Here is a 21,944-nt window from a genome sequence, read left to right as displayed (position 1 = left end):
ATTTAATGTAAAAATTGTCTTAATATTCCGAGCACTATTTTCCCCTCTAAAAAGTACCTCTTAAACACATTATTTAGCCACTAAAAAGCCCACCCGTAGGTAGGCTTGAATGATATCAATGTGTTCAGACTACTTCTCGGTTAAATCTATTTGATAAATAGCGAAACCAATATCATCAGTACCGACTTGTTTCATCGGATACTGTGCATTCTCTTTGATGAATTTTGCTGCTTTTTCACTTGGTGCAGTTTCAAAGCGAATATCCAGTTTTTTGTCTGTTTTAATTGGAGTGAATGACCAATTATTAGCCGCTTTAGTCGCAATTTGTCCTTTATCTTTAGACTCTTTAGCAATATAAGCCGCTAAAATAGAACGGTTTTCATCCGGTGATGCAAATGCAACATTATTATCACCTGTTCCAGCAAATTTACCGCCGTAGCCACGGTAGTTATTCGTTGCCACTAAGAAGGTTGCTTTTGGATCAATCGGTTTACCTTGGTAGGTTACGTTTTTGATTCGGTTAGCATCTTTGTTGACTGTTTGGCAATCAACATCGTATTTCGCTGGCTGAGTCAGGTCGATTTGGTAATTTACACCACTAATTGTATCGAAATTATAAGTTCTGAAACCATTCCAATTCAATAAGCTTTGTGGTGCTGTTGATTGTGGGTTGATTTGATTGAACATTCCCGCTGAACATTCTAACCACTCGACGACATCCGCACCTGTGGCTTTAACGACAACTAATGTATTTGGATATAAATATAAGTCAGCAGCATTACGGAAAGTTAAATCACCTTTTTCGACTTCAATAAATTCAGTCGGTGAATTTTTACGTCCACCCGCTTTAAATGGCGCTGCGGCTGCAAGAACTGGTAAATCTGCGAGGTCAGGGTCACCTTGAATAAAGTTTTTGGTGTAATCGATTTGAGCATCATTCACGATTTGTACAGTTGGGTCGCTTTGAACCAATGCTAAGTAGCTGTACATATTTTCGGATGCTTTACCGATATGTTTTCCGACAAACTTACGAGTATCTTGGTGTTCTTGTTCAATAATTTTTGCTAGGTCGCCATCGCGCTCAACCAAGGCTTTCTTATTTGGTTTGTCATAGACAGGACGTGCATGAGCGGTTGCATCAACCACTTTCCACGCGCCATCATCATTATTGACCACTAAATCAACCACACCTAAATGATCACCCCACTGTCCTGGCATAACCGCAGGTACACCATTAACTGTTCCCTTTGCAATATCAACACCTTTGATATCGCTGAAATCTTTGCTAGGGAACACGCCGTGTGAGTGGCCAAACATGATAGCGTCGATACCTGGGACTTCACTGAGGTAATAAACTGAGTTTTCAGCCATTGCTTTATATGGCTCTTGAGAAAAACCAGAGTGAGGAATAGCAACAACTAAATCCGCACCTTCTTTTTTCATTTGTGGTACAAATTTTTTCGCAGTTTCAGTAATGTCATTAACTAAAACTTTGCCTTCTAAATTTGGTTTATCCCAAATAAGAATTTGTGGGGGAACAAAGCCAATGTAACCAATCTTGATAGTGTGCGTTTTACCGTCTCTATCTTTAACCGGTGTATCTACAATAATGTATGGATTAAAGTAGTTTTTACCCGTTTTCGCATCAATAATATTAGCGTTAATGTATGGGAATTTTGCGCCATCAATAGCTTTATGTAAGAATTCTAATCCAAAGTTAAACTCATGGTTACCGAAGTTACCTACGGTGTAACCCATAGTATTTAAAAGTTTATGTGCAGGGTGAGATTCACCGTCTTTTAAACCTTCACCTACTATATAGTCTGCTAATGGGCTACCTTGGATTAAATCTCCGTTGTCCACTAATACTGAGTTTGTCGCTTCTTGTTTAGCGGCTTTAATTAATGTCGCGGTACGAACGTAACCAAATTGCTCTGTCGGCTTGTCTCTATAATAGTCAAAATCAATGAGGTTGCTGTGAACATCCGATGTTTCCATTACGCGTAAATCAACTGTTGCTGCGTTCGCATTAAATGCGACTAACATAGCAAGCGTTGAAAGTTTTAATACTTTATTCATGTAATCCCCTTAGTTGCCATTATTGAGAGAAAATTGCCTCTCAAATCTGAGTACCTACCCTGTAAAATTGAACAAATAAACAACAAAGTTAGCGTTAAAATTTTACACTATGTGCATGACGTCAATTTTTAATGATAATACACTGCAAACAGTAACCATTTTTTGTGACTAAATCACGGTTTTCATCTTTTTATTGGGCTTGATTTTTATATAGCTCACAAAAATGAATTAATGATGACAAATTCACCTTAATTAACTCAACTTATTCCATTGAGGAGTTGTGAATATTTTTCGTAGGAAAAAAAGAACTGTGATTTATATCACTGAGTATTAAAGAAACTTATTTAACTTAAATTTCTGTGCTTTATTTAGCCAAGAAAGCACCTTTATTTTTACTTATCCTTTTTATTCTATAAATATATCCATCAAATTATTTTAAATTAATCTAAATTTAATTTAAGAAATAAAAGATGATTATTTAATCATTAGTTTTATACATATTTTTCATTTGATTAGAAATTAAGTATTTTTCCTAAATAATTCGAGTTGTGGCAAGGCGGCAAAAGAGGGTATCTCGGGGAGCATACACAAGTATATGACCCGAGTAACCGAATGAAGCCAACACCGCGACAGCGTAAATTAGGACGAAAACAACCAAGCAGCTCCGCGAACCCCACTCGAATCGCCATGCACCGCTTTACGAATCGGTGTATCACACTCCCTACCAAACACCCACTGACGAATACGCTTTGGTAGCTCTTCATAGAGGCAATCAACATTACTCATTCCGCCCCCTAGCACTATCACATCTGGGTCTAACATATTAATGGCTTGCCCGAGAGCTTTTGCGAGGCGATTAAGGTAGTTTTCGAGTGCGATGACAGCATGTTCATCCCCTATTTGTGCTAATTCAACGATTTCCATTCCCGTTTTTTTGCAACCTGACAGTTTCGTGTAGTCCGCCATAAACCCTGTGCCTGAGACAAATAATTCAGTACACCCCGTCAGCCCACAATAACAGCTTTCTGATGCTAGAAATTGCCTATCTTGCTCATCTTGCCATGGTAAAGGGTTATGCCCCCATTCCCCTGCAACGCCATTTCCCCCTGAATGCACTTGACCATTTATCGCAATCCCTGCGCCACAACCGGTTCCGATAATAACAGCAAACACGACCTTCTCACCCGCACCTGCACCATCAACCGATTCTGAAACAGCTAGGCAATTAGCGTCATTCGCCATTTTTACTTCACGGTTTAATAGATGACTTAAATCGGCATCAAACGGTTTACCATTAAGCCATGTGGAATTGGCATTTTTAACTTTACCAGTCACAGGAGACAATGTTCCAGGGATCCCCACACCAACACTACCTGACAACCCAGTCGCCGTTTCTGCATCTGCCACTAAACTTGCTATCGCTTTAAGTGTCGCATCATAATCACCACGAGGTGTTGGAATACGTTTACGAAACAAAGTATTGCCACTGTCATCTAATGCAATAACTTCAATTTTGGTTCCACCAAGGTCAATACCTATTCTCATTATGATGTTCTCTACTATTTAAAGTTTTTATGTCAGGGCTTCTATAGCTATCATGGCTTGCTTTGAGGGGGATTATCAATAGCTAACTAATGAAATGATAGCAGCCCTCAACGATAGCGCATTTTTTTTCGCTTAATAACAGACAATTCGCTATCATAGCTCCCTGCTCTAACTGGCTATTTATCAACAAAGGTAGGTTTTTCATGTGGTTCAAGAATATATTGGTCTATCGCCTGAATCGGGATTTGGCACTCTCCGCAGATGATTTAGAGAAACAGCTTGCCGCCCTCGCCTATCACCCTTGTGGTAGCCAAGATATGATGCAAACTGGCTGGGTTTCCCCTATGAATGGTGGTGATGCATTGACGCATGCTGCGGGTAATCAAATCCTTATTTGTGCTAAAAAAGAAGAAAAAATGCTGCCATCTCCTGTAATTAAGCAAGAATTGCAGGATAAAATCGAAAAATTGGAAGCTGACCAAGGCCGTAAGCTAAAGAAAACAGAAAAAGATTCACTAAAAGATGAAGTTGTTCACTCACTCCTTCCTCGTGCATTCAGTAAATTCAGTAAAACCTACATTTGGATTGATACAGTAAATCAATTAATTATTGTTGATGCCGCAAGCGCAAAACGCGCTGAAGACAATTTAGCCTTACTCCGCAAAAGCTTAGGTTCCTTACCTGTCGTCCCTCTGACTTTTAAAGACCCAATAGAGCTAACACTCACTGAATGGATCCGTTCGGGCTCATTACCACAAGGTTTTGCCGTCATGGATGAAGCGGAGCTAAAAGCTATCTTAGAAGAAGGTGGTATTATCCGCTGTAAGAAGCAAGAACTCATTTCTGATGAAATCGCCACCCACATTGAAGCCGGTAAACTCGTTACCAAACTGGCCTTGGATTGGGAAGAGCGTATCCAGTTCATGTTATCTGATGATGGTTCCCTGAAGCGCCTCAAATTTAGCGATACATTAAAAGACCAAAATGACGACATCGCTAAAGAAGACTACGCGCAAAAATTTGATGCTGATTACGTATTAATGACAGGTGAACTTAGTGCATTAATCGCTCGCTTGATTGATGTATTAGGTGGCGAAGCCGAGCACTAATTTGTTTCTATCCCCTCTATCGCTCTCACAATGGCAACTCACACTTAAGTAAGTTGCCATCACTTTTTAGATCCCGCTTACATAGCCACAATTAAGTCATTGACTGGTAGTGAAATCTCTGGTTGATTGATTTATATCCATATCGCAAATTTCTAATATTTAATTATGTTCAACAACAATAATAAAAATAGCCCATCACTGATGATTATGGTCAATATTCTGTCGAAGGAAATGTTATGAAAGAGCTCATCGAACCTGAATTAGATGAAAATTCACTGGTTACCCTACAAAAAGTCACCGCCGATAATTTTTCTGAAATTTGCTTACTAAGTCATACGCTTAGTGAAGCACAACGTAATATGGTGGCTGACAATGCCTATTCCATGGTGGAAGCCCAGTTTTCTGATTGCGCATGGTATCGAGGCATTTACGCCGATGATGTCCCTGTCGGTTTCATCATGCTGCATTCTGGGTTAGATGATGATGAATTAGAATATAACGGTATTATGCTTTGGCGTTTTATGATTGCTGAACCCTACCAAAAGCTGGGATTCGGCCGTGAAGCCCTAGTTCAAGTCATCCATTATTTAAAAAGAAAAGGATACCCACGCCTTTATAATAGCTGTGGTGAAGGGGAAGAAAGCCCATTTGAGTTCTACAAAAAACTTGGTTTTGTACCAACAGGCGCTTATATGGATGATGAATGCGAGCTGGTCCTAGATATTACTAATTGGCAAGAACAAGAAGAGTAAGCCTATAAGTGCAGTCAACAACGCTACAGCACGAAGTATGACCAATACCAATACGCTAAATAGTTTGTGCTGTCGCAAAGCGGCAAATGCGTTAGAACCTAGGAGCATACACAAGTATGTGACTAGGGCTAACGCATGAAGCCAACACCGCGACAGTGCGAAGTATGACCAATACCAATACGCTAAATAGTTTGTGCTGTCGCAAGGCGGCAAATGCGTTAGAACCTAGGAGCATACACAAGTATGTGACTAGGGCTAACGCATGAAGCCAACACCGCGACAGTGCGAAGTATGACCAATACCAATACGCTAAATAGTTTGTGCTGTCGCAAGGCGGCAAATGCGTTAGAACCTAGGAGCATACACAAGTATGTGACTAGGGCTAACGCATGAAGCCAACACCGCGACAGTGCGAAGTATGACCAATACCAATACGCTAAATAGTTTGTGCTGTCGCAAGGCGGCAAATGCGTTAGAACCTAGGAGCATACACAAGTATGTGACTAGGGCTAACGCATGAAGCCAACACCGCGACAGTGCGAAGTATGACCAATACCAATACGCTAAATAGTTTGTGCTGTCGCAAGGCGGCAAATGAGTTAGAACCTAGGAGCATACACAAGTATGTGACTAGGGCTAACGCATGAAGCCAACACCGCGACAGTGCGAAGTATGACCAATACCAATACGCTAAATAGTTTGTGCTGTCGCAAGGCGGCAAATGAGTTAGAACCTAGGAGCATACACAAGTATGTGACTAGGGCTAACGCATGAAGCCAACACCGCGACAGTGCAAAATATGACGCGTATTCGTTATTTTTGGATAAGATAACGAATAGTCGGCCCATCTTGCTGAATATCCAACACCGTATAACCGTAGTTTTTCGCATCTAGAGGAATATTATTAATCGACTGCGGGCAATCACTTACCACTTCTAATATTTCGCCTTTTTTCAACGATGGCATTGCTTCTAGTGTTGCTACTGCTGGATATGGGCAAGGTTCTCCGACCATATCTAAACGATAATCAGGGATAATGTCTTTATTACTCATATTACCTCCACGGATACATTAGATGCTTTTTGAGAACGTTTACGGAAAAAATGTTTTTCCCAGACCAACATCAACACAAATGCTACCGCTAATAATCCATAAGTGACTAGCAATCCACCTTCTGGTCCAAAGGTTTCAAGTAAATTAACTTTGTCAAAATCAGTCGCCAACCAAGGACCTAAATCATCCCAGTAATAAGCCAGCACCGTAGCACCAATGATATTACCAAAACCTACCCACCAATAATGGACTTGGCCCTCGACCGCGCGGTACATCCAGCCCGTTTCACAACCACCAGCAAGCACAATACCGAAGCCAAACAGTAATCCACCAATCACTGCATTCGGCCCAGCCCATAAAATTTTTGGCGTTGCGCCTAACTGTACATAGCTGAAGATACCAATTGCACTGACTGCCATACCAATAATGATAGCTTTAGCCATATGTGTGCGTCCGGTGATCCACAGGTCACGAAATGCAGAGGTAAAACAAATTTGCGCTCTTTCAATCAGTAGCCCGAAGCCAATACCACATAAGATAGCAAAACCCATCACAGGGGAGTCTAATAAAGTATAAAAACCCCAAGCTAGTGCTAATGTGAAAATCACCATTCCTAGTTTAAAGCGTCTTTTCGCCACATTATGATTTTGTGTTAACGGCGATGCGGTGCTGACTTTTTTCAGTTTCACAGGAATGCGAAACATTGGCATTAGTGTGAATTTCGCACCAAAGTATGACCCTGCCGCAGTAGCAACAGCAAAGTACCACGCGTGTAATGAGAATTGAGGGATCCCAGTAAAGAATGCGGCTAAATTACACCCCATTGCCAAACGAGCACCAAATCCAGCGATAATACCACCCAAAATAGCTTGAAAAATACGGATACGGTGCTGAGGCATTCGTAATTTAATATTATTTGCCCATAACGCAGCGGCAAAACACCCAGCAAACATACCAATAATCATCACACCATCAATGCGATCCAATGGTGTACCTTCAAAACCAATAACTTTGAAATAGCCCCATGTCTCTGGTTCAGCGCCAAATAATTGCATGATGTGCCCGCCCCAACGCGTAAACTCACCCGTAACTGCCCAAAACGTGCCAGTCAAGCCAAAATAATAGGTTGATAAGATACCTGCGGCAATAACTGCAGGTAATGGTTTCCAAAAACCGATGAGATAGCGAGATTTAAAATCAGACCAAGTCATTGTTACTTCCAATTCATTCACGCCAGACCTTGGCAGAGAAACTCGCCGTTGTATAATTATCGTTATAAGTATTTATATCGATCCCCACAGCGAAGTGGCAACATCATACTCCGATAAATTTTTTCGTGAAGTTATTTCACCATAAAACGAGAGGCAAATTGATCTCGAGCACAGCCAGATTTAAAGAGATAGTTAGGAATAAAAAAAAAGCGCTATCTCAATGATAACGCTGGAAGTGTAGTCTTATTTTATCTATAGAAGAGTATAATATGAAATTGCCGTATTACGGCGACGCTTGCTATGCGTAGTCTGTAGTCAGCCCATTTCACTCCAGTAATAACACTTATATCACGGTCTAAATACATTTACTTAGCTGAGCTAACTGTTAAGTAATTATATCTATTTTTAATGTTAAGACCTAAATATTCACTAACTTTGTATGATTCCCAAATTAGTGTTGGCCTTATTAATTCCCTAGCATAAGTAAATTATAAAAATAGATAACTCAGTATAATAAAGTATTTAAAAGTGTTTCTAAATGTTATTGATTGCATTATAGCGCAACACTTTTGTTGCGCAAGTGTTTTTTCATTTTCATGACAAGATACAGAATAAAACATAAAATCAATTCAAATCAAAAAGATACAGAAAAAACATAAGAATGAGGCAAAATATTTAACCTATAGTTAAGATATTACAAACAATTTACATTTTTTATAAAAAAGAATTCATTTCAAATTTAAAAATAAATTTAATATTAATTAAATATATAAATTAGCTTTAAAAATATATTCCCTGGAATAATAAAACTTTTTGAACATTAATAAAATTAACATATTTTTCATTATAATTTATTAGTAGTATTTACGTAATTAAGATTTATCAACCTAAAAATTAAAAATAAAAACAACCAGACCTATGATAAACAATCATTTTTTGACCAATCTCTCTTTTATTAAATAACCGCCCTATTAATAAGGGAATATACAAAAATAGATTAAAAATAATACTTATATAAATCCTTATTGGTAACATGGTTTATTTTTAATAAAGTTTTACATCATTATTGCATTGTCATTGATAAAATAACCAGAATTAATAGGTTATTTAACTCGTATTTATAAATTAAAAAACTAAGAAAATGAATCAATATGACTAATGAGTAGGTAGAAAAAAAGGTAATATCAATAGAAATTACTATGATAAGAAAGGAAAAACACACAATAATTCATTATAAAAATTAATGAAAATATTTATTACTTATCGGGAATACAAGCGAAAACATCCAAAATAGAGTAAAAAAATGGGCACAATGGTCAAGCTACCTTATCAAATTGCGAATAAAAAGCGTCAAATAAGAATAAAATTCTTTAAAAAAAAATTAATTAGATAAATAAATGCGCTTGGATTTTCACAAATAGTACCTAAGGGAGGTTAGTAAGACACGAACTTATCTTAATGGTATGGTTAGATCATAAAAAAACGCGTTTTACCCTTAATGATAAAACGCGTTTATATGGCTTAATCAGCTTATTTTGAGGATGATGTCGCTTCCATTCCCACTAAACCAATCTTCAAGTACCCTGATTGACGCAATGCATTCATTACATCCATCATAGTTTCATAATCAACACTCTTGTCCGCTTGGAAAAAGATTGTTGTTTCCTTATTGGAACTCGTTGCTTGGTCAAGTGTAGAAGCAAGCTGTTCCTTTGTCACAGCTTGGTCACCAATAAAAAGCTGGCTATCCGATTTAACCGTTAGAAAAACAGGTTTTTCAGGACGCGGCTGCGGCTTCGCTGTCGAGGCGGGTAAGTCGACTTTAATATCAACTGTTGCCAATGGTGCCGCAACCATAAAGATAATCAATAAAACCAACATAACATCAATAAAAGGTGTTACGTTAATTTCATGCATTTCACCGCTATCGTCTTGTTCGTCACCTAAACGCATTGCCATAATAATTACCTTGCTTTGCTATTTGCCAGATCAAGATCACGCCCCAGTAACAATGCGGACTGAGCAGCGACATCCCCTACTTGACCACGATAGTTGTTGATCATACGGGCAAAAATATTATAAATCACAACCGCAGGGATAGCGGCAATAAGACCAATTGCTGTCGCTAATAATGCTTCTGCAATACCAGGGGCAACAACAGCGAGGTTAGTCGTTTGCGAGTGGGCAATCCCGATAAAGCTGTTCATGATCCCCCAGACAGTCCCAAATAGACCGACAAATGGAGAAATCGCACCAATAGTCGCCAAATAGCCATTACCACGCCACATATAACGGCTAATCGCAGCAACAGCTCTTTCTAAACGGAATGATGTGCGCTCTTTTGTGCCTGATAAATCAGAGCTATTGGCGGATAAAGCCCGCTCAGTAACAGCTTCATTTAATAACATACGTGTAATGCTATTTGCTTTGAAGCCTTCTGCGATACTGACCGCCTCATCAAGTGACTTCACCTCAGCAATCGCTTTTGCTTCTGCTTTTAAGCGGCGACGAGCGACTAATATTTCCAAACCTTTTGAGAAAAATAGAGCCCATGTAATGACAGAAGCAATCACCAAACCAATCATAACGGTTTTAACCACGTTATCTGCATTTTGGTACATTCCCCAAACAGATAAGTCTTGATCAAAACCCCCTGTTGGTGCTTCTGTTGCAATTTCAATGTTTTCATTAACAACTGTTGTGTTCACGGCTTCGCCTTGCGCAGGCTCAGCAGGTACTGATGCAACTTCAGCACTTGGTGTCGTTGTTGTTGGTGCGGCTGAATTTACTGCCGGTTGTGTTGATGGTGTGTTTTGAGACGCAGCTGGTGTTGTTGCAGGTGTGGTTTCAGCGACTGCCGTACCCATCAAGCCGAACGCCAATAGAATAGAAGCTGTTAGTTTACGCATCAGTTGGCCTTTACTCTCTTTTTAGTGTTGTATAATAAAATTCATATCGATGATTGTGCCATTCATCGACTAACCTTTAAAAGCGAAATTTGACTCGCGCTGTCCGTCTCTTTTCAAAAAGACGGTGCTGATGATATCAAACACAGCGCGAATTGATAGTAATTATCATTAGTATTCGCGATTTTTTTTGTATTTTTTTGCGTTTAGACAAACATGCCCTTTTCTATTATGCGGTTATTTTCCTTAATAATTCACAGCTCAATTAAGTGTTCGTATTTAACTTTACAAAATAAAACTTACCTACGATTTGAAAGTTGAAGAATACTCAAGTTACATTTCTATCAGGATCATTTAACGTCTTAGTATAAATCACCTTTGAATTTAGCAAGTTCACACTCTGTGTAGGGAAAAATCATGGCAGAAATAAAACCTGAAACACAATTAGTCCATATTGGTCGGAACCCTAAGTACACGCAAAAAGGGGTAAATCCCGTAATTCAGAGAGCATCATCTATTATTTTTGATACGCTCGAAGAGAAACGTCATGCAACTCGCCATCGTGCAAATAGCGTATTATTTTATGGGCGTCGTGGTACGCAAACTCATTTCGCTTTTCAAGAGGCCATGACAGAATTAGAATCAGGTGCTGGATGCGTCCTTTACCCATCAGGCGCAGCAGCTATCACAAATGCCATTTTGTCGTTTATTTCTGCTGGTGAACATATCCTTGTTACAGGCTCAGCTTATGACCCAACTCAAAATTTTTGCGACAATATTCTCACTAAGTTAAATATCCAAACCACGTATTTTGATCCACTCATCGGAACGGGTATCGCTGATTTAATTCAGCCTAATACGCGTATTGTATTCTTAGAATCCCCCGGTTCTATCACCATGGAAGTTCATGATTTACCGACAATCGTAAAGACAATACGTGCGAAATCCCCTGAAATTGTGATTATGATTGATAACACTTGGGCTGCTGGTGTTTTACTTAAACCTTTATTATTTGATGTTGACGTATCAATCCAATCAGCAACTAAATATATCAATGGCCATTCCGACGGTATGCTCGGCCTTGCTGTGGCAAACCAACGCTGTATTGAAACATTGCGCGAAAATTCATATCTCTTAGGCCAAACGGCTGATCCAGACACCGTTTATATGGCTAATCGAGGACTGCATACATTACCGACTCGCTTAAAACAGCATCAAATTAATAGCTTACAAGTCGCTAACTGGTTACAACAACGTCCTGAAGTTGAACAGGTATTTCACCCTGCACTTGAGAATTCACCGGGCCATGAATTCTTTATCCGTGATTTTACAGGTGCTAATGGCCTTTTCTCTTTCCAACTAAAATCACGCTTAACCACTGAGCAATTTACCGCTTTTCTTGATAATTTTAATCATTTTAAAATGGGTTATTCATGGGGTGGTTTTGAGTCGCTAATTTTGGGATACCAAAAAGAAGATTTACTCAATATGCGGCAGTATGATTTTTCACCAAAAGAAGGAACCTTCTTCCGAGTGCATATAGGCCTAGAGCACACCGATGATTTAATTCACGACTTACAATTAGCTTTCGAAAGAATTTAAATTAAAAATCAATATATTAATTGCAGGAGCTGCGTTAAATGTTTCCTGCAATTTTTTCACTAAATGATTAATTCTTCAAACAAATCAAACTTGAGCCCTTTTTTTCCTGTAATATAGATGATAAAGAAATTCGCTTTTACGCAGATACAGGAATAATTATGGAAGTCCTACGCGAAATCGTACTGGCACTTTGGCACCACGATTTCCTTAAACTCTCCAACCCTGAAGTGCTTTGGGTTATTTATACCGTACTTTTTGTTGTCATTGTTTTAGAAAATGGCGTCCTTCCCGCCGCTTTCTTACCCGGTGATACCTTGTTGATCCTTTCTGGTGCATTAATTGCCAAAGGGGTTTTGCACTTTATACCCACGATATTATTGCTAACAACCGCAGCCAGTTTAGGTTGCTGGCTGGGCTTTCTGCAAGGCCGATGGTTAAGTGAAACTAAGGTTGTGAAGCGCTGGTTAGCACAAATCCCTGAGGAATATCACACCAAAGCAAACAATATGTTTAATAAGCAAGGTTTATACGCGCTACTTATAGGGCGCTTTCTTGCATTTGTCAGAACGATATTACCTTTGCTTGCTGGGTTATCTGAATTAAGCCACCGCCGTTTCCAGTTTTTTAACTGGTTAAGTGGTTTGTTATGGGTTGGCTTGATTGTCACCTTAGGGTATGCCCTAAACCAAATTCCTTTTGTGAAAGAACACGAGCAAATTGTGATTAGTGCGTTGATGATTATCCCAGTTATCCTACTGATTAGTGGCCTAATTGGCTCAATTGTAATGTACTGGAAACACCGCAAAGCACTCTCGAGTAGCAAAGAGAAATCATAATATGACTGAACAATGGCCGCTAGTCAGCAGCCATTCAGACTGCTGACAAACATATTATGTTTGGCGGCAAGTCGAATAGGTTTTGAAAATAAACTAGAAAAATCAATTTATTGATTTTCGGCTGATAACACAAAGCGGGAAAAACCACGCTTTTATCCCGCTTTGTCAACAACCTCAATGGCCGCTAGTCAGCGGCCATTTGGTTTATTCAGTCATCAAACTGCTAATAGCAGAAAATAAATACTGACCAATTTCTGCTGTCATCCATGTCCCTTGAGAAATTTTGGGATCTTCACGATAAATAGCCCGAATTCTCTCTTGTAGCTCAGGATCTCCCCCCGTAAACTGGTTGAACATCGTTAACCATGTTTGTGCTAATTGTTGTACTTCAGGTGAATCTGGGGATTTTTGGGCTTTTAATGCATTATAGAGACCCGCAATTAACTCAGGCCACACCTGCCCTGAAGCAAAATAATGTTGCTGAACAAAAGCAAATTGCTCCGCGGTTAAATGGGGTTTAAACAGTGATAATTGGTATTCACTAAAACCCTCTGCAACAAATTGGATCATTGCGACAGAAATGCCTGATGAATAAGCTAACGTGTTATCCGATAAATGAATTTGATTCAGTCGTGCAAAGAAATCAGGGTTTCCTCCGGTATCTCTTTCTAACGCTGTCATCCATTCATGTGCAATTTGTTGCACCTCTGTAGATTGAGGTGTTGCACCTTGTTCCATCAGCTTGCTTACCGTTGCTACTCGCTGTTGCCACTCTTGGTTTTTCAGCGTATGCGCCGTATATAATGGCAATTGTTCCAATTCTTGAGGGGTAAAATATTTATCAAACATCGACATCATCTCCAATACAGAAAACCAATCAGCCTGAGTTAAAGTATTTCCCGTTTGCATTTGCCTGTGTAATTGCTCTAATCGATTACGTAATGTCGCCATTTGCTCCATTTGTTCCGTTAATAATGCAATTCGCTCTTGCAGCAAACTCGTCATATCTCCACTCTGGCCATCCAGTAATTCACCGATGTTTTTCAGTTTGACTCCAACTTGCCGTAACAATTGAATTTGCGTTAAACGCTCTATGCATTGCATGTTGTAAAGCCGATAACCTGCATCGGTTCTTGCAGTTGGTACCAATAAGCCAATTTCTTCATAATGATGAAGTGTACGGATGGTTAATCCTGTTTTTTCCGCGATCTCACCAACTTGAAATAGCATATGTTCCTCCTGTAATTGCGACTAAGGTTAGTGCCTCACGTTACGTGAGAGTCAATCACCACTTTGCACTTTTTATTAAAATTCCATCTTATCCATTATATCAGCAGACAATTTCCCTCTCGTCAGGAGATGGCTTTATAGAATAGCAATAAAAAAGCCCCAGTAGATTGAATACTGAGGCTTATATAGATAACGTTAAATTATTACTTAATTAATGCATGCATTTCTTGTACAGAGATTACCGTATCGGTTGGGTCTGCACTGAGCGACATCGTAGTGGCAAACCCACCATTCAACGTCGTGTCATAGTGGACTTTATAACGCAATGCACTGCGACGAATTAATTTTGAGTCTTCAATGGCTTGACGCCCTGCGGTGGTATTCACAATGTAATCATATTCACCATTCTTAATTCTATCTTGAATGTGTGGACGACCTTCATGAACTTTATTGACGAGGCGTGGGTTAATACCAGCCTCTCCTAACACAATCGCAGTGCCGTGAGTAGCATCCAGCTCAAAGCCGTGTTTTAACAGCTTAGCAGCTAAATCAACCACGCGAGTTTTATCTCCCTCACGAACAGATAACAGTGCACGGCCTGATTTTTTCATCGTCGAGCTACTGCCTAACATCGCTTTAGCAAAGGCTTCAGCAAATGTCCGGCCGACGCCCATTACTTCGCCTGTTGAACGCATTTCAGGCCCAAGAATTGGGTCAACACCAGGGAATTTATTGAATGGCAATACCACCTCTTTCACAGAGTAATATGGTGGAATAACCTCTTCCGTCACCCCTTGCTGTGCCAAGGTTTGCCCTACCATCACACGCGCTGCAACTTTCGCTAATGGCACACCCGTTGCTTTAGAGACAAAAGGCACAGTCCTTGCCGCACGTGGATTGACTTCAATTAAGTAAACTTCATTATTTTTGACTGCAAACTGCACGTTCATCAAGCCACGCACACGTAACTCAAAGGCAAGGTTACGAACTTGTTCACGCATTACATCTTGGATTTCTTGGCTAAGCGTATAAGCAGGTAGAGAACATGCGGAGTCACCAGAGTGCACACCTGCTTGCTCAATGTGTTCCATGATACCGCCGATCAGTACCATCTCACCGTCACAAATCGCATCTACGTCAACTTCAACCGCATCGTCTAGGAAACGGTCAAGTAGCACTGGCGCATCGTTAGAGACACTTACCGCGGTTTGGAAATAGCGACGTAAATCGATTTCGTCATATACAATTTCCATTGCTCGGCCACCTAGTACATAGGATGGACGAACAACCAGTGGGTAGCCAATAACAGCTGCTTTTTCAACGGCTTGCTCAATCGCTGTGACAGTTGCGTTCTGTGGTTGCTTCAAGTTCAAGCGATTAACGGCCTGCTGGAAACGTTCACGATCTTCTGCGCGGTCGATGGCATCTGGGCTCGTACCAATAACAGGAACACCGGCAGCTTCCAACGCTCTCGCTAATTTCAATGGTGTTTGACCACCATATTGCACAATCACGCCTTTTGGCTGCTCGATACGCACAATTTCCAGCACATCTTCAAGGGTGACAGGTTCGAAATAGAGACGATCTGACGTGTCATAGTCAGTTGAAACGGTTTCAGGATTACAGTTGACCATAATGGTTTCATAGCCGTCTTCACGTAACGCTAAAGATGCATGCACGCAGCAATAGTCAAATTCAATCCCTTGCCCAATCCGGTTTGGCCCACCGCCTAATACCATCACCTTCGGTTTAGCATTATTTGGGTTTGACTCGCACTCATCTTCATAAGTGGAATACATATAAGCCGTATCTGTTGCAAATTCTGCCGCACAGGTATCAACACGTTTATATACAGGATGTAAATCATAGCCTTGACGTAATTTACGCAGTTCTGCTTCAGAAACCCCGACTAGACAAGCTAAACGGGCATCTGCAAAACCTTTCCGTTTGAGTACACGTAAGAAGTCTTTGGTCAGGCCATTGATACCTAATTCAGCCACTTCTTCTTCTAAACGTACCAGTTCTTCGATTTGCACTAAGAACCAGCGGTCAATATTGGTTAAATTGAAAACACCATCAACAGAAAGCCCCGCACGGAATGCATCCGCAATAAACCAAATACGCTCTCCACCAGCATCTTTTAATTCACGACGGATACGAGTCAGAGCTTCAGGGTCCTCTTGAGCCACTTTCGGGTCAAAGCCTGTTGCGCCCACTTCTAACCCACGTAACGCTTTTTGCATTGATTCTTGGAATGTGCGACCGATAGCCATCACTTCGCCAACCGATTTCATTTGCGTTGTGAGTCGGTCATTCGTGCCCGCAAATTTTTCAAAGTTAAAGCGCGGAATTTTTGTCACAACGTAGTCAATGGAAGGTTCAAATGATGCAGGGGTACGGCCACCAGTGATATCATTCATTAACTCATCAAGGGTATAGCCCACGGCTAATTTTGCAGCAATCTTTGCAATTGGGAAGCCTGTTGCTTTAGAGGCAAGCGCTGATGAACGCGAAACCCGCGGGTTCATTTCAATAACAATTAAGCGCCCATCTTTAGGGTTTACCGCAAATTGAACGTTAGAGCCACCTGTTTCAACGCCGATTTCACGCAATACTGCCATCGATGCGTCACGCATGATTTGGTATTCTTTATCAGTCAGTGTTTGAGCTGGTGCTACGGTGATAGAGTCACCTGTGTGGATCCCCATGGCATCGAAGTTTTCAATGGAACAAACGATAATACAGTTGTCTTTTTTATCGCGGACAACTTCCATTTCGTATTCTTTCCAACCAATCAGCGATTCATCTATCAATAATTCGTTAGTCGGGGATAAATCTAAACCGCGAGTACAAATTTCTTCAAACTCTTCGCGATTATAGGCGATACCGCCACCGGTACCTCCCATCGTAAATGATGGGCGAATAATACAGGGAAAGCCTACCGCATCGGCAACAGCAAATGCTTCTTCCATATTATGTGCGATACCTGAGCGTGCAGTGCCCAAGCCGATTTTTTTCATTGCTTTATCAAAGCGTTGACGATCTTCTGCTTTATCTATTGCATCAGCAGTCGCCCCAATCATGGTGACACCGAACTCGGCTAAAACGCCTTTACGCTCTAATTCAAGCGCACAGTTCAATGCGGTTTGGCCTCCCATGGTCGGTAATACTGCATCTGGGCGCTCTTTTTCAATAATTTTACGCACAACTTCCCAGTGAATCGGCTCGATGTAAGTTGCATCCGCCATTTCTGGGTCTGTCATAATAGTCGCAGGGTTCGAGTTGACTAAGATTACGCGGTAACCTTCTTCACGCAGTGCTTTACACGCTTGAGCACCTGAATAGTCAAATTCACATGCTTGGCCAATCACAATTGGGCCGGCACCTAAAATCAGAATACTTTTTATATCTGTACGTTTTGCCATTTTTTTGCTCCCGATTATTGTGCGTTTTGACGGTATTCATTAATTAATTCAATGAAATGGTCGAATAAATTTGCCGCATCATGTGGCCCTGAGCTTGCTTCTGGGTGGCCTTGAAAACTAAATGCTGGTTTATCCGTACGGTGAATACCTTGCAATGTTCCATCAAACAGTGACTTGTGAGTCACGCGCAGTGTGTCGGGAAGTGTCGATTCATCAACCGCAAAACCATGGTTTTGCGCCGTAATCATCACCACATCTTTGTCTAAATCTTTAACTGGATGGTTAGCACCATGATGACCAAACTTCATTTTCATGGTATTAGCACCGCTGGCCAAAGCGAGTAATTGGTGCCCTAAACAAATACCAAATACTGGGATTTCTGTGGTTAAGAATGTTTCAATTGCCTTGATTGCATAATCACAAGGAGCCGGGTCACCAGGGCCATTCGATAAGAAAATACCATCGGGGTTCATCGCCAATACGGTTTCTGCTGGTGTAGTTGCTGGCACCACCGTTAAACGGCAACCACGGTCAACTAACATACGTAAGATATTACGCTTTGCACCGAAGTCATAAGCAACAACATGTAGAGGGAGTTCTTCCGCAGTTTTCGCGCCTTGCTGGCCATTTTCCAGCGTCCATGAACCTTGGGACCAGTTATAAATCTCTTTAGTGCAGACTTCTTTTGCCAAGTCCAACCCATTCAAACCTGAAAAACTACGCGCTTTTTCCAATGCGAGTGCAACATCAGGGTTATCACCCGCAATGATACAACCGTTTTGAGCGCCTTTTTCTCTCAGTAAACGTGTCAATTTACGTGTATCGATATCCGCAATCGCCACGACATTATGGCGTTTTAGATATTCGGATAACCCTTCTTGCCCGCGGAAGTTACTGTAAACCAATGGTAAGTCACGAATGATTAAGCCTTGTGCATGAACATTTGGGGATTCTTCGTCATCAGCATTAGTGCCGACATTACCAATATGGGGATAAGTGAGAGTAACAATTTGGCGGGAATAGGAAGGGTCTGTAATTATTTCTTGATATCCGGTCATCGACGTGTTGAAAACGACTTCTCCAACTGCAGCGCCTTCTGCACCGATAGCACGCCCGTGGAATTGGGTTCCGTCTTCCAGAACCAATATAGCTGACTTAATCAAAACACCCTCCGGAGAATAATAAATCACGTTTTTTGCATATTAATTCAGATTTTGCGATCTAAATCAATGCCAAAATGAGTTTTTAAGCAAATTTTTGGCAAATTGCGCGCATTCTAATGATGAGATAGGGTCTTGTCTAGAAAAAAATGCATTTTTTTCACTTTTATCTTACTTTTTTACTTAACTACCTCACTTTTAGTTGGATGAGTAGTATAAATAGCAGTAAATATGAATAAGTAAACGGTTGCAAAGCAAGATAACTAGTTTATTGATAATAACCCAGCTAAAAGAAGGAAGAAAGGATAATTAACGAGCAAAATTGAAGATAAAAACCATGAAAACACCAATTAATATCGATTTGAATAAAAATAATTCAAATCGATATTATAATAATAAATATAGATTACAAGGCCATAATTTAAAAGACAAAATAAAAAATAAAAAACTACAAATCATCCAAACTAAGCACATCTTTCATATCATATAACCCATTATTTTTAGCACAAACCCACCCTGAAGCTTTTATTGCGCCATTTGCAAAGGTCATACGGCTAGAGGCTTTATGGCTAATTTCAACTCGCTCCCCAATATCTGCAAACATTGCGGTATGTTCACCCACAATATCCCCAGCACGGATAGTTGCAAAGCCAATAGTTCCAGGTTCTCGTTCCCCGGTGTAACCTTCACGGGTATATACCGCACACTCTTTTAAGTCTTTCCCAAGTGCACTAGCAATAGACTCTCCCATAGCCAAAGCCGTACCTGATGGCGCATCCACTTTATGGCGGTGATGTGCTTCAACAATTTCAATATCAGTGTAATTTCCCATCACTTTTGCTGCTTTTTCCAGTAATTTCAGCACCACATTGACACCAACACTGAAATTTGCCGCAAAGACAATAGGAATAGATTTCGCCGCTTCGGCAATGGCTTGCTTACCTTGCTCATCAAACCCTGTCGTTCCAATTACCATGGCTTTTTGGTTTGCTTTACAAAATGCAAGATAGTGTAAAGTCCCTTCTGGGCGCGTGAAATCAATGACAACATCAAAATCATTAACAACCTGATTAAGTGAATCAACAATGGCAATACCTAGCTTACCGATACCTGCGAGCTCCCCTGCATCAGTCCCGATAAGTGATGAGCCCTCGCGCTCAATCGCGGCACCTAATTGAATTCCATCTTGTTGTTGCGCGGCTTGAATTAGCTGGCGCCCCATACGCCCACCGGCACCAACTATTGCGACTCGTACCATTGAATTTGCCATGGCTTATCCTTTTTTTAATTAATGCAAATCGATAAATTTGAACTGTTGTTTAGGATAAAAAAACTATTTTTACCCATAGTTTAGAAATGATTGTGATACAGATTAACTATCCTGACCATATTCCGCTAGCAAAAATGTATCGTTATTAACAAAAGCGTAGAGAGAGAAAGGATTATCAGTAAAAGTTTTAATTCAGAGGATATTCGAAAGGAACTATTTGAATGGAAAGGTTAAAACAGCCGCGAAATCGGGATCATAAAGCGGCTGTTCCTATAATTGAAATCAAATGATTAATTAATCTCTTTAACCTCAACTCTTAATTCTTTAGGGACCTCAAAGACGATATTTTCTTCACGCCCTTGCAATTCAACAACAGAATCAGCCCCTAATTCTTTAAGTCTATCAATAACTTGCCTAACTAGAATATCAGGAGCAGATGCCCCTGCTGTTAAGCCGATAATATTTTTATCCGCTAACCATTCCGTTTTAATATCTTCCGCACCATCAATTAAATAGGCAGGCTTTTGCATACGCGAAGCTAACTCTGCAAGACGATTTGAGTTTGATGAGTTTTTAGAACCGACGACTAAAACAACGTCAGCGCGTTCTGCAAGCTCTCTCGCTGCTTCTTGGCGGTTAGTCGTTGCATAACAAATATCGTCTTTACGGGGTCCAACGATACTTGGAAAGCGAGATGTCAGCGCATCAATGACATCAGAAGTATCATCAACAGAAAGCGTTGTTTGTGTCATGAAAGAGAGATTATTTTCATCTTTCACTTTCAGTTTCCAAACATCTTCTGGGCTTTCAACAAGATACATCCCACCTTCAGGGTTGCTATATTGCCCCATCGTACCTTCGACTTCTGGGTGCCCAGCGTGGCCAATTAAAATAGCCTCTTTGCCTTTACGGCTAGCTCGTGCAACTTCCATATGAACTTTCGTAACCAAAGGACAAGTCGCATCAAATAACATGGTGAGATCGCGAGAGCGAGCTTCTTGACGAATAGCTTGGGAAACGCCATGCGCAGAAAAAATCAAAATAGACCCATCTGGTACTTCTGAGATTTCCTCAATAAAGATAGCACCACGTTGACGTAAATCATCAACAACATAACGGTTATGAACCACTTCGTGACGAACGTAAATCGGAGCACCATATATTTCTAACGCCCTTTCTACGATGCTAATTGCGCGGTCTACGCCTGCACAAAACCCACGAGGGTTAGCCATTAATATTTGCATTGTGATTCTCCAATTGCGGGTCTACTTCAAGCACTTCGATATCAAAACTAATCTGCTGCTCTGCGAGAGGGTGATTAAAATCAATAGTAATCGACTCACCTTCAATTGATTTTACTACACCTGGCATTTCACTGCCATTCATCGCCGTAAATAGCATTATCGTACCAATTTCAGGAATGCCTGTTTCTATAAAATCACGCAATGAAAAATATTGAACTAAGTCAGGGTTATGTTTCCCGAAAACAGTATCTCCGGGCAGTGAAAAACTTTTCTTTTCACCTTCATTAAGGCCAATCAGTTGGGCTTCAAGTTCTGGCGATAAGGAGTCATTCCCTAAAACAAATAACGCAGGCTTTCCTTGTGCGTGCGAGGAGTCAGCCGTAGAGCCATCTTCCAATTTCAATGTGAAATGCAGTAAAACAGAGCTCTGTGCCTGTATTTGAGTAGACATAAACCAAACCTATTTATCATAAAATTCAGCCCAGAAAATCTGGGCTGTGAGTTATTACATTCTAACCTAGT

The 21,944-nt window shown here is 40.5% G+C and carries 16 protein-coding genes; 4 read left to right on the top strand and 12 right to left on the bottom strand.

Annotation, left to right across the window (positions count from 1 at the left end):
* Nucleotides 1-129: 129 nt before the first annotated feature.
* Nucleotides 130-2,079, bottom strand: coding sequence for a bifunctional 2',3'-cyclic-nucleotide 2'-phosphodiesterase/3'-nucleotidase (locus tag FVA72_RS03570; protein WP_004905590.1), 1,950 nt, complete (start codon nucleotides 2,077-2,079; stop codon nucleotides 130-132).
* A 639-nt stretch (nucleotides 2,080-2,718) separates the two neighbouring features.
* Nucleotides 2,719-3,624, bottom strand: coding sequence for a fructokinase (gene mak / locus FVA72_RS03565; RefSeq protein WP_110592410.1), 906 nt, complete (start codon nucleotides 3,622-3,624; stop codon nucleotides 2,719-2,721).
* A 203-nt stretch (nucleotides 3,625-3,827) separates the two neighbouring features.
* Here mak and rdgC point away from each other — a divergent pair, with 203 nt between their 5' ends.
* Nucleotides 3,828-4,733 (top strand): recombination-associated protein RdgC, encoded by a 906-nt coding sequence (gene rdgC / locus FVA72_RS03560; protein WP_004905595.1) that lies wholly within the window; start codon nucleotides 3,828-3,830, stop codon nucleotides 4,731-4,733.
* A 236-nt stretch (nucleotides 4,734-4,969) separates the two neighbouring features.
* The gene (locus FVA72_RS03555) at nucleotides 4,970-5,485 is read left to right on the top strand and encodes a GNAT family N-acetyltransferase (protein ID WP_004905596.1); all 516 of its coding nucleotides are present in this window, start codon (nucleotides 4,970-4,972) and stop codon (nucleotides 5,483-5,485) included.
* Nucleotides 5,486-6,298: 813 nt separating this feature from the next.
* Here FVA72_RS03555 and yedF read toward each other — a convergent pair.
* The 4 genes from yedF to exbB all read right to left on the bottom strand — a co-directional run bounded on the left by yedF (nucleotide 6,299) and on the right by exbB (nucleotide 10,658).
* On the bottom strand, nucleotides 6,299-6,538 hold the full coding sequence (yedF, locus tag FVA72_RS03550; protein WP_004905598.1) for a sulfurtransferase-like selenium metabolism protein YedF: 240 nt from the start codon (nucleotides 6,536-6,538) through the stop codon (nucleotides 6,299-6,301).
* A complete protein-coding gene (gene yedE, locus FVA72_RS03545) occupies nucleotides 6,535-7,749 on the bottom strand; it encodes a selenium metabolism membrane protein YedE/FdhT (protein ID WP_004905600.1) in 1,215 nt (404 codons plus the stop codon). Before yedE ends, yedF begins: the two co-directional genes overlap by 4 nt.
* 1,530 nt (nucleotides 7,750-9,279) lie before the next feature.
* On the bottom strand, nucleotides 9,280-9,708 hold the full coding sequence (exbD, locus tag FVA72_RS03540; protein ID WP_094961939.1) for a TonB system transport protein ExbD: 429 nt from the start codon (nucleotides 9,706-9,708) through the stop codon (nucleotides 9,280-9,282).
* Between the two features lie 5 nt (nucleotides 9,709-9,713).
* On the bottom strand, nucleotides 9,714-10,658 hold the full coding sequence (gene exbB, locus FVA72_RS03535) for a tonB-system energizer ExbB (protein ID WP_110592412.1): 945 nt from the start codon (nucleotides 10,656-10,658) through the stop codon (nucleotides 9,714-9,716).
* 414 nt (nucleotides 10,659-11,072) lie between these two features.
* Between exbB and metC the strand changes: the two genes are divergently transcribed.
* Together metC and FVA72_RS03525 are read left to right on the top strand one after the other, a co-directional pair.
* On the top strand, nucleotides 11,073-12,257 hold the full coding sequence (metC, locus tag FVA72_RS03530) for a cystathionine beta-lyase (protein WP_110592413.1): 1,185 nt from the start codon (nucleotides 11,073-11,075) through the stop codon (nucleotides 12,255-12,257).
* 158 nt (nucleotides 12,258-12,415) lie between these two features.
* On the top strand, nucleotides 12,416-13,093 hold the full coding sequence (locus tag FVA72_RS03525; RefSeq protein ID WP_004905610.1) for a DedA family protein: 678 nt from the start codon (nucleotides 12,416-12,418) through the stop codon (nucleotides 13,091-13,093).
* A 204-nt stretch (nucleotides 13,094-13,297) separates the two neighbouring features.
* Here FVA72_RS03525 and FVA72_RS03520 read toward each other — a convergent pair whose 3' ends face one another.
* The 6 genes from FVA72_RS03520 to fkpB form a co-directional block, all read right to left on the bottom strand.
* The gene (locus FVA72_RS03520; RefSeq protein WP_004905612.1) at nucleotides 13,298-14,323 is read right to left on the bottom strand and encodes a MerR family transcriptional regulator; all 1,026 of its coding nucleotides are present in this window, start codon (nucleotides 14,321-14,323) and stop codon (nucleotides 13,298-13,300) included.
* A 203-nt stretch (nucleotides 14,324-14,526) separates the two neighbouring features.
* A complete protein-coding gene (gene carB, locus FVA72_RS03515; protein ID WP_110592414.1) occupies nucleotides 14,527-17,748 on the bottom strand; it encodes a carbamoyl-phosphate synthase large subunit in 3,222 nt (1,073 codons plus the stop codon).
* Between the two features lie 14 nt (nucleotides 17,749-17,762).
* A complete protein-coding gene (gene carA, locus FVA72_RS03510; protein WP_165119646.1) occupies nucleotides 17,763-18,911 on the bottom strand; it encodes a glutamine-hydrolyzing carbamoyl-phosphate synthase small subunit in 1,149 nt (382 codons plus the stop codon).
* Nucleotides 18,912-19,356: 445 nt separating this feature from the next.
* A complete protein-coding gene (gene dapB, locus FVA72_RS03505; RefSeq protein ID WP_110592416.1) occupies nucleotides 19,357-20,178 on the bottom strand; it encodes a 4-hydroxy-tetrahydrodipicolinate reductase in 822 nt (273 codons plus the stop codon).
* A gap of 290 nt (nucleotides 20,179-20,468) precedes the next feature.
* Nucleotides 20,469-21,422, bottom strand: coding sequence for a 4-hydroxy-3-methylbut-2-enyl diphosphate reductase (gene ispH / locus FVA72_RS03500; protein WP_004905626.1), 954 nt, complete (start codon nucleotides 21,420-21,422; stop codon nucleotides 20,469-20,471).
* Nucleotides 21,403-21,873 carry an FKBP-type peptidyl-prolyl cis-trans isomerase gene (gene fkpB, locus FVA72_RS03495; protein WP_004905629.1) on the bottom strand — a complete coding sequence of 157 codons (471 nt, stop codon included), beginning with the start codon at nucleotides 21,871-21,873 and terminating at the stop codon, nucleotides 21,403-21,405. The genes ispH and fkpB overlap by 20 nt, the downstream gene beginning before the upstream one ends.
* Between the last annotated feature and the right edge of the window lie 71 nt (nucleotides 21,874-21,944).

The organism is Providencia sp. PROV061 (genome assembly GCF_011045655.1).
Classification (GTDB): Bacteria; Pseudomonadota; Gammaproteobacteria; order Enterobacterales; family Enterobacteriaceae; genus Providencia; species Providencia hangzhouensis.
This window is presented reverse-complemented; position numbering and strand designations above follow the sequence as displayed.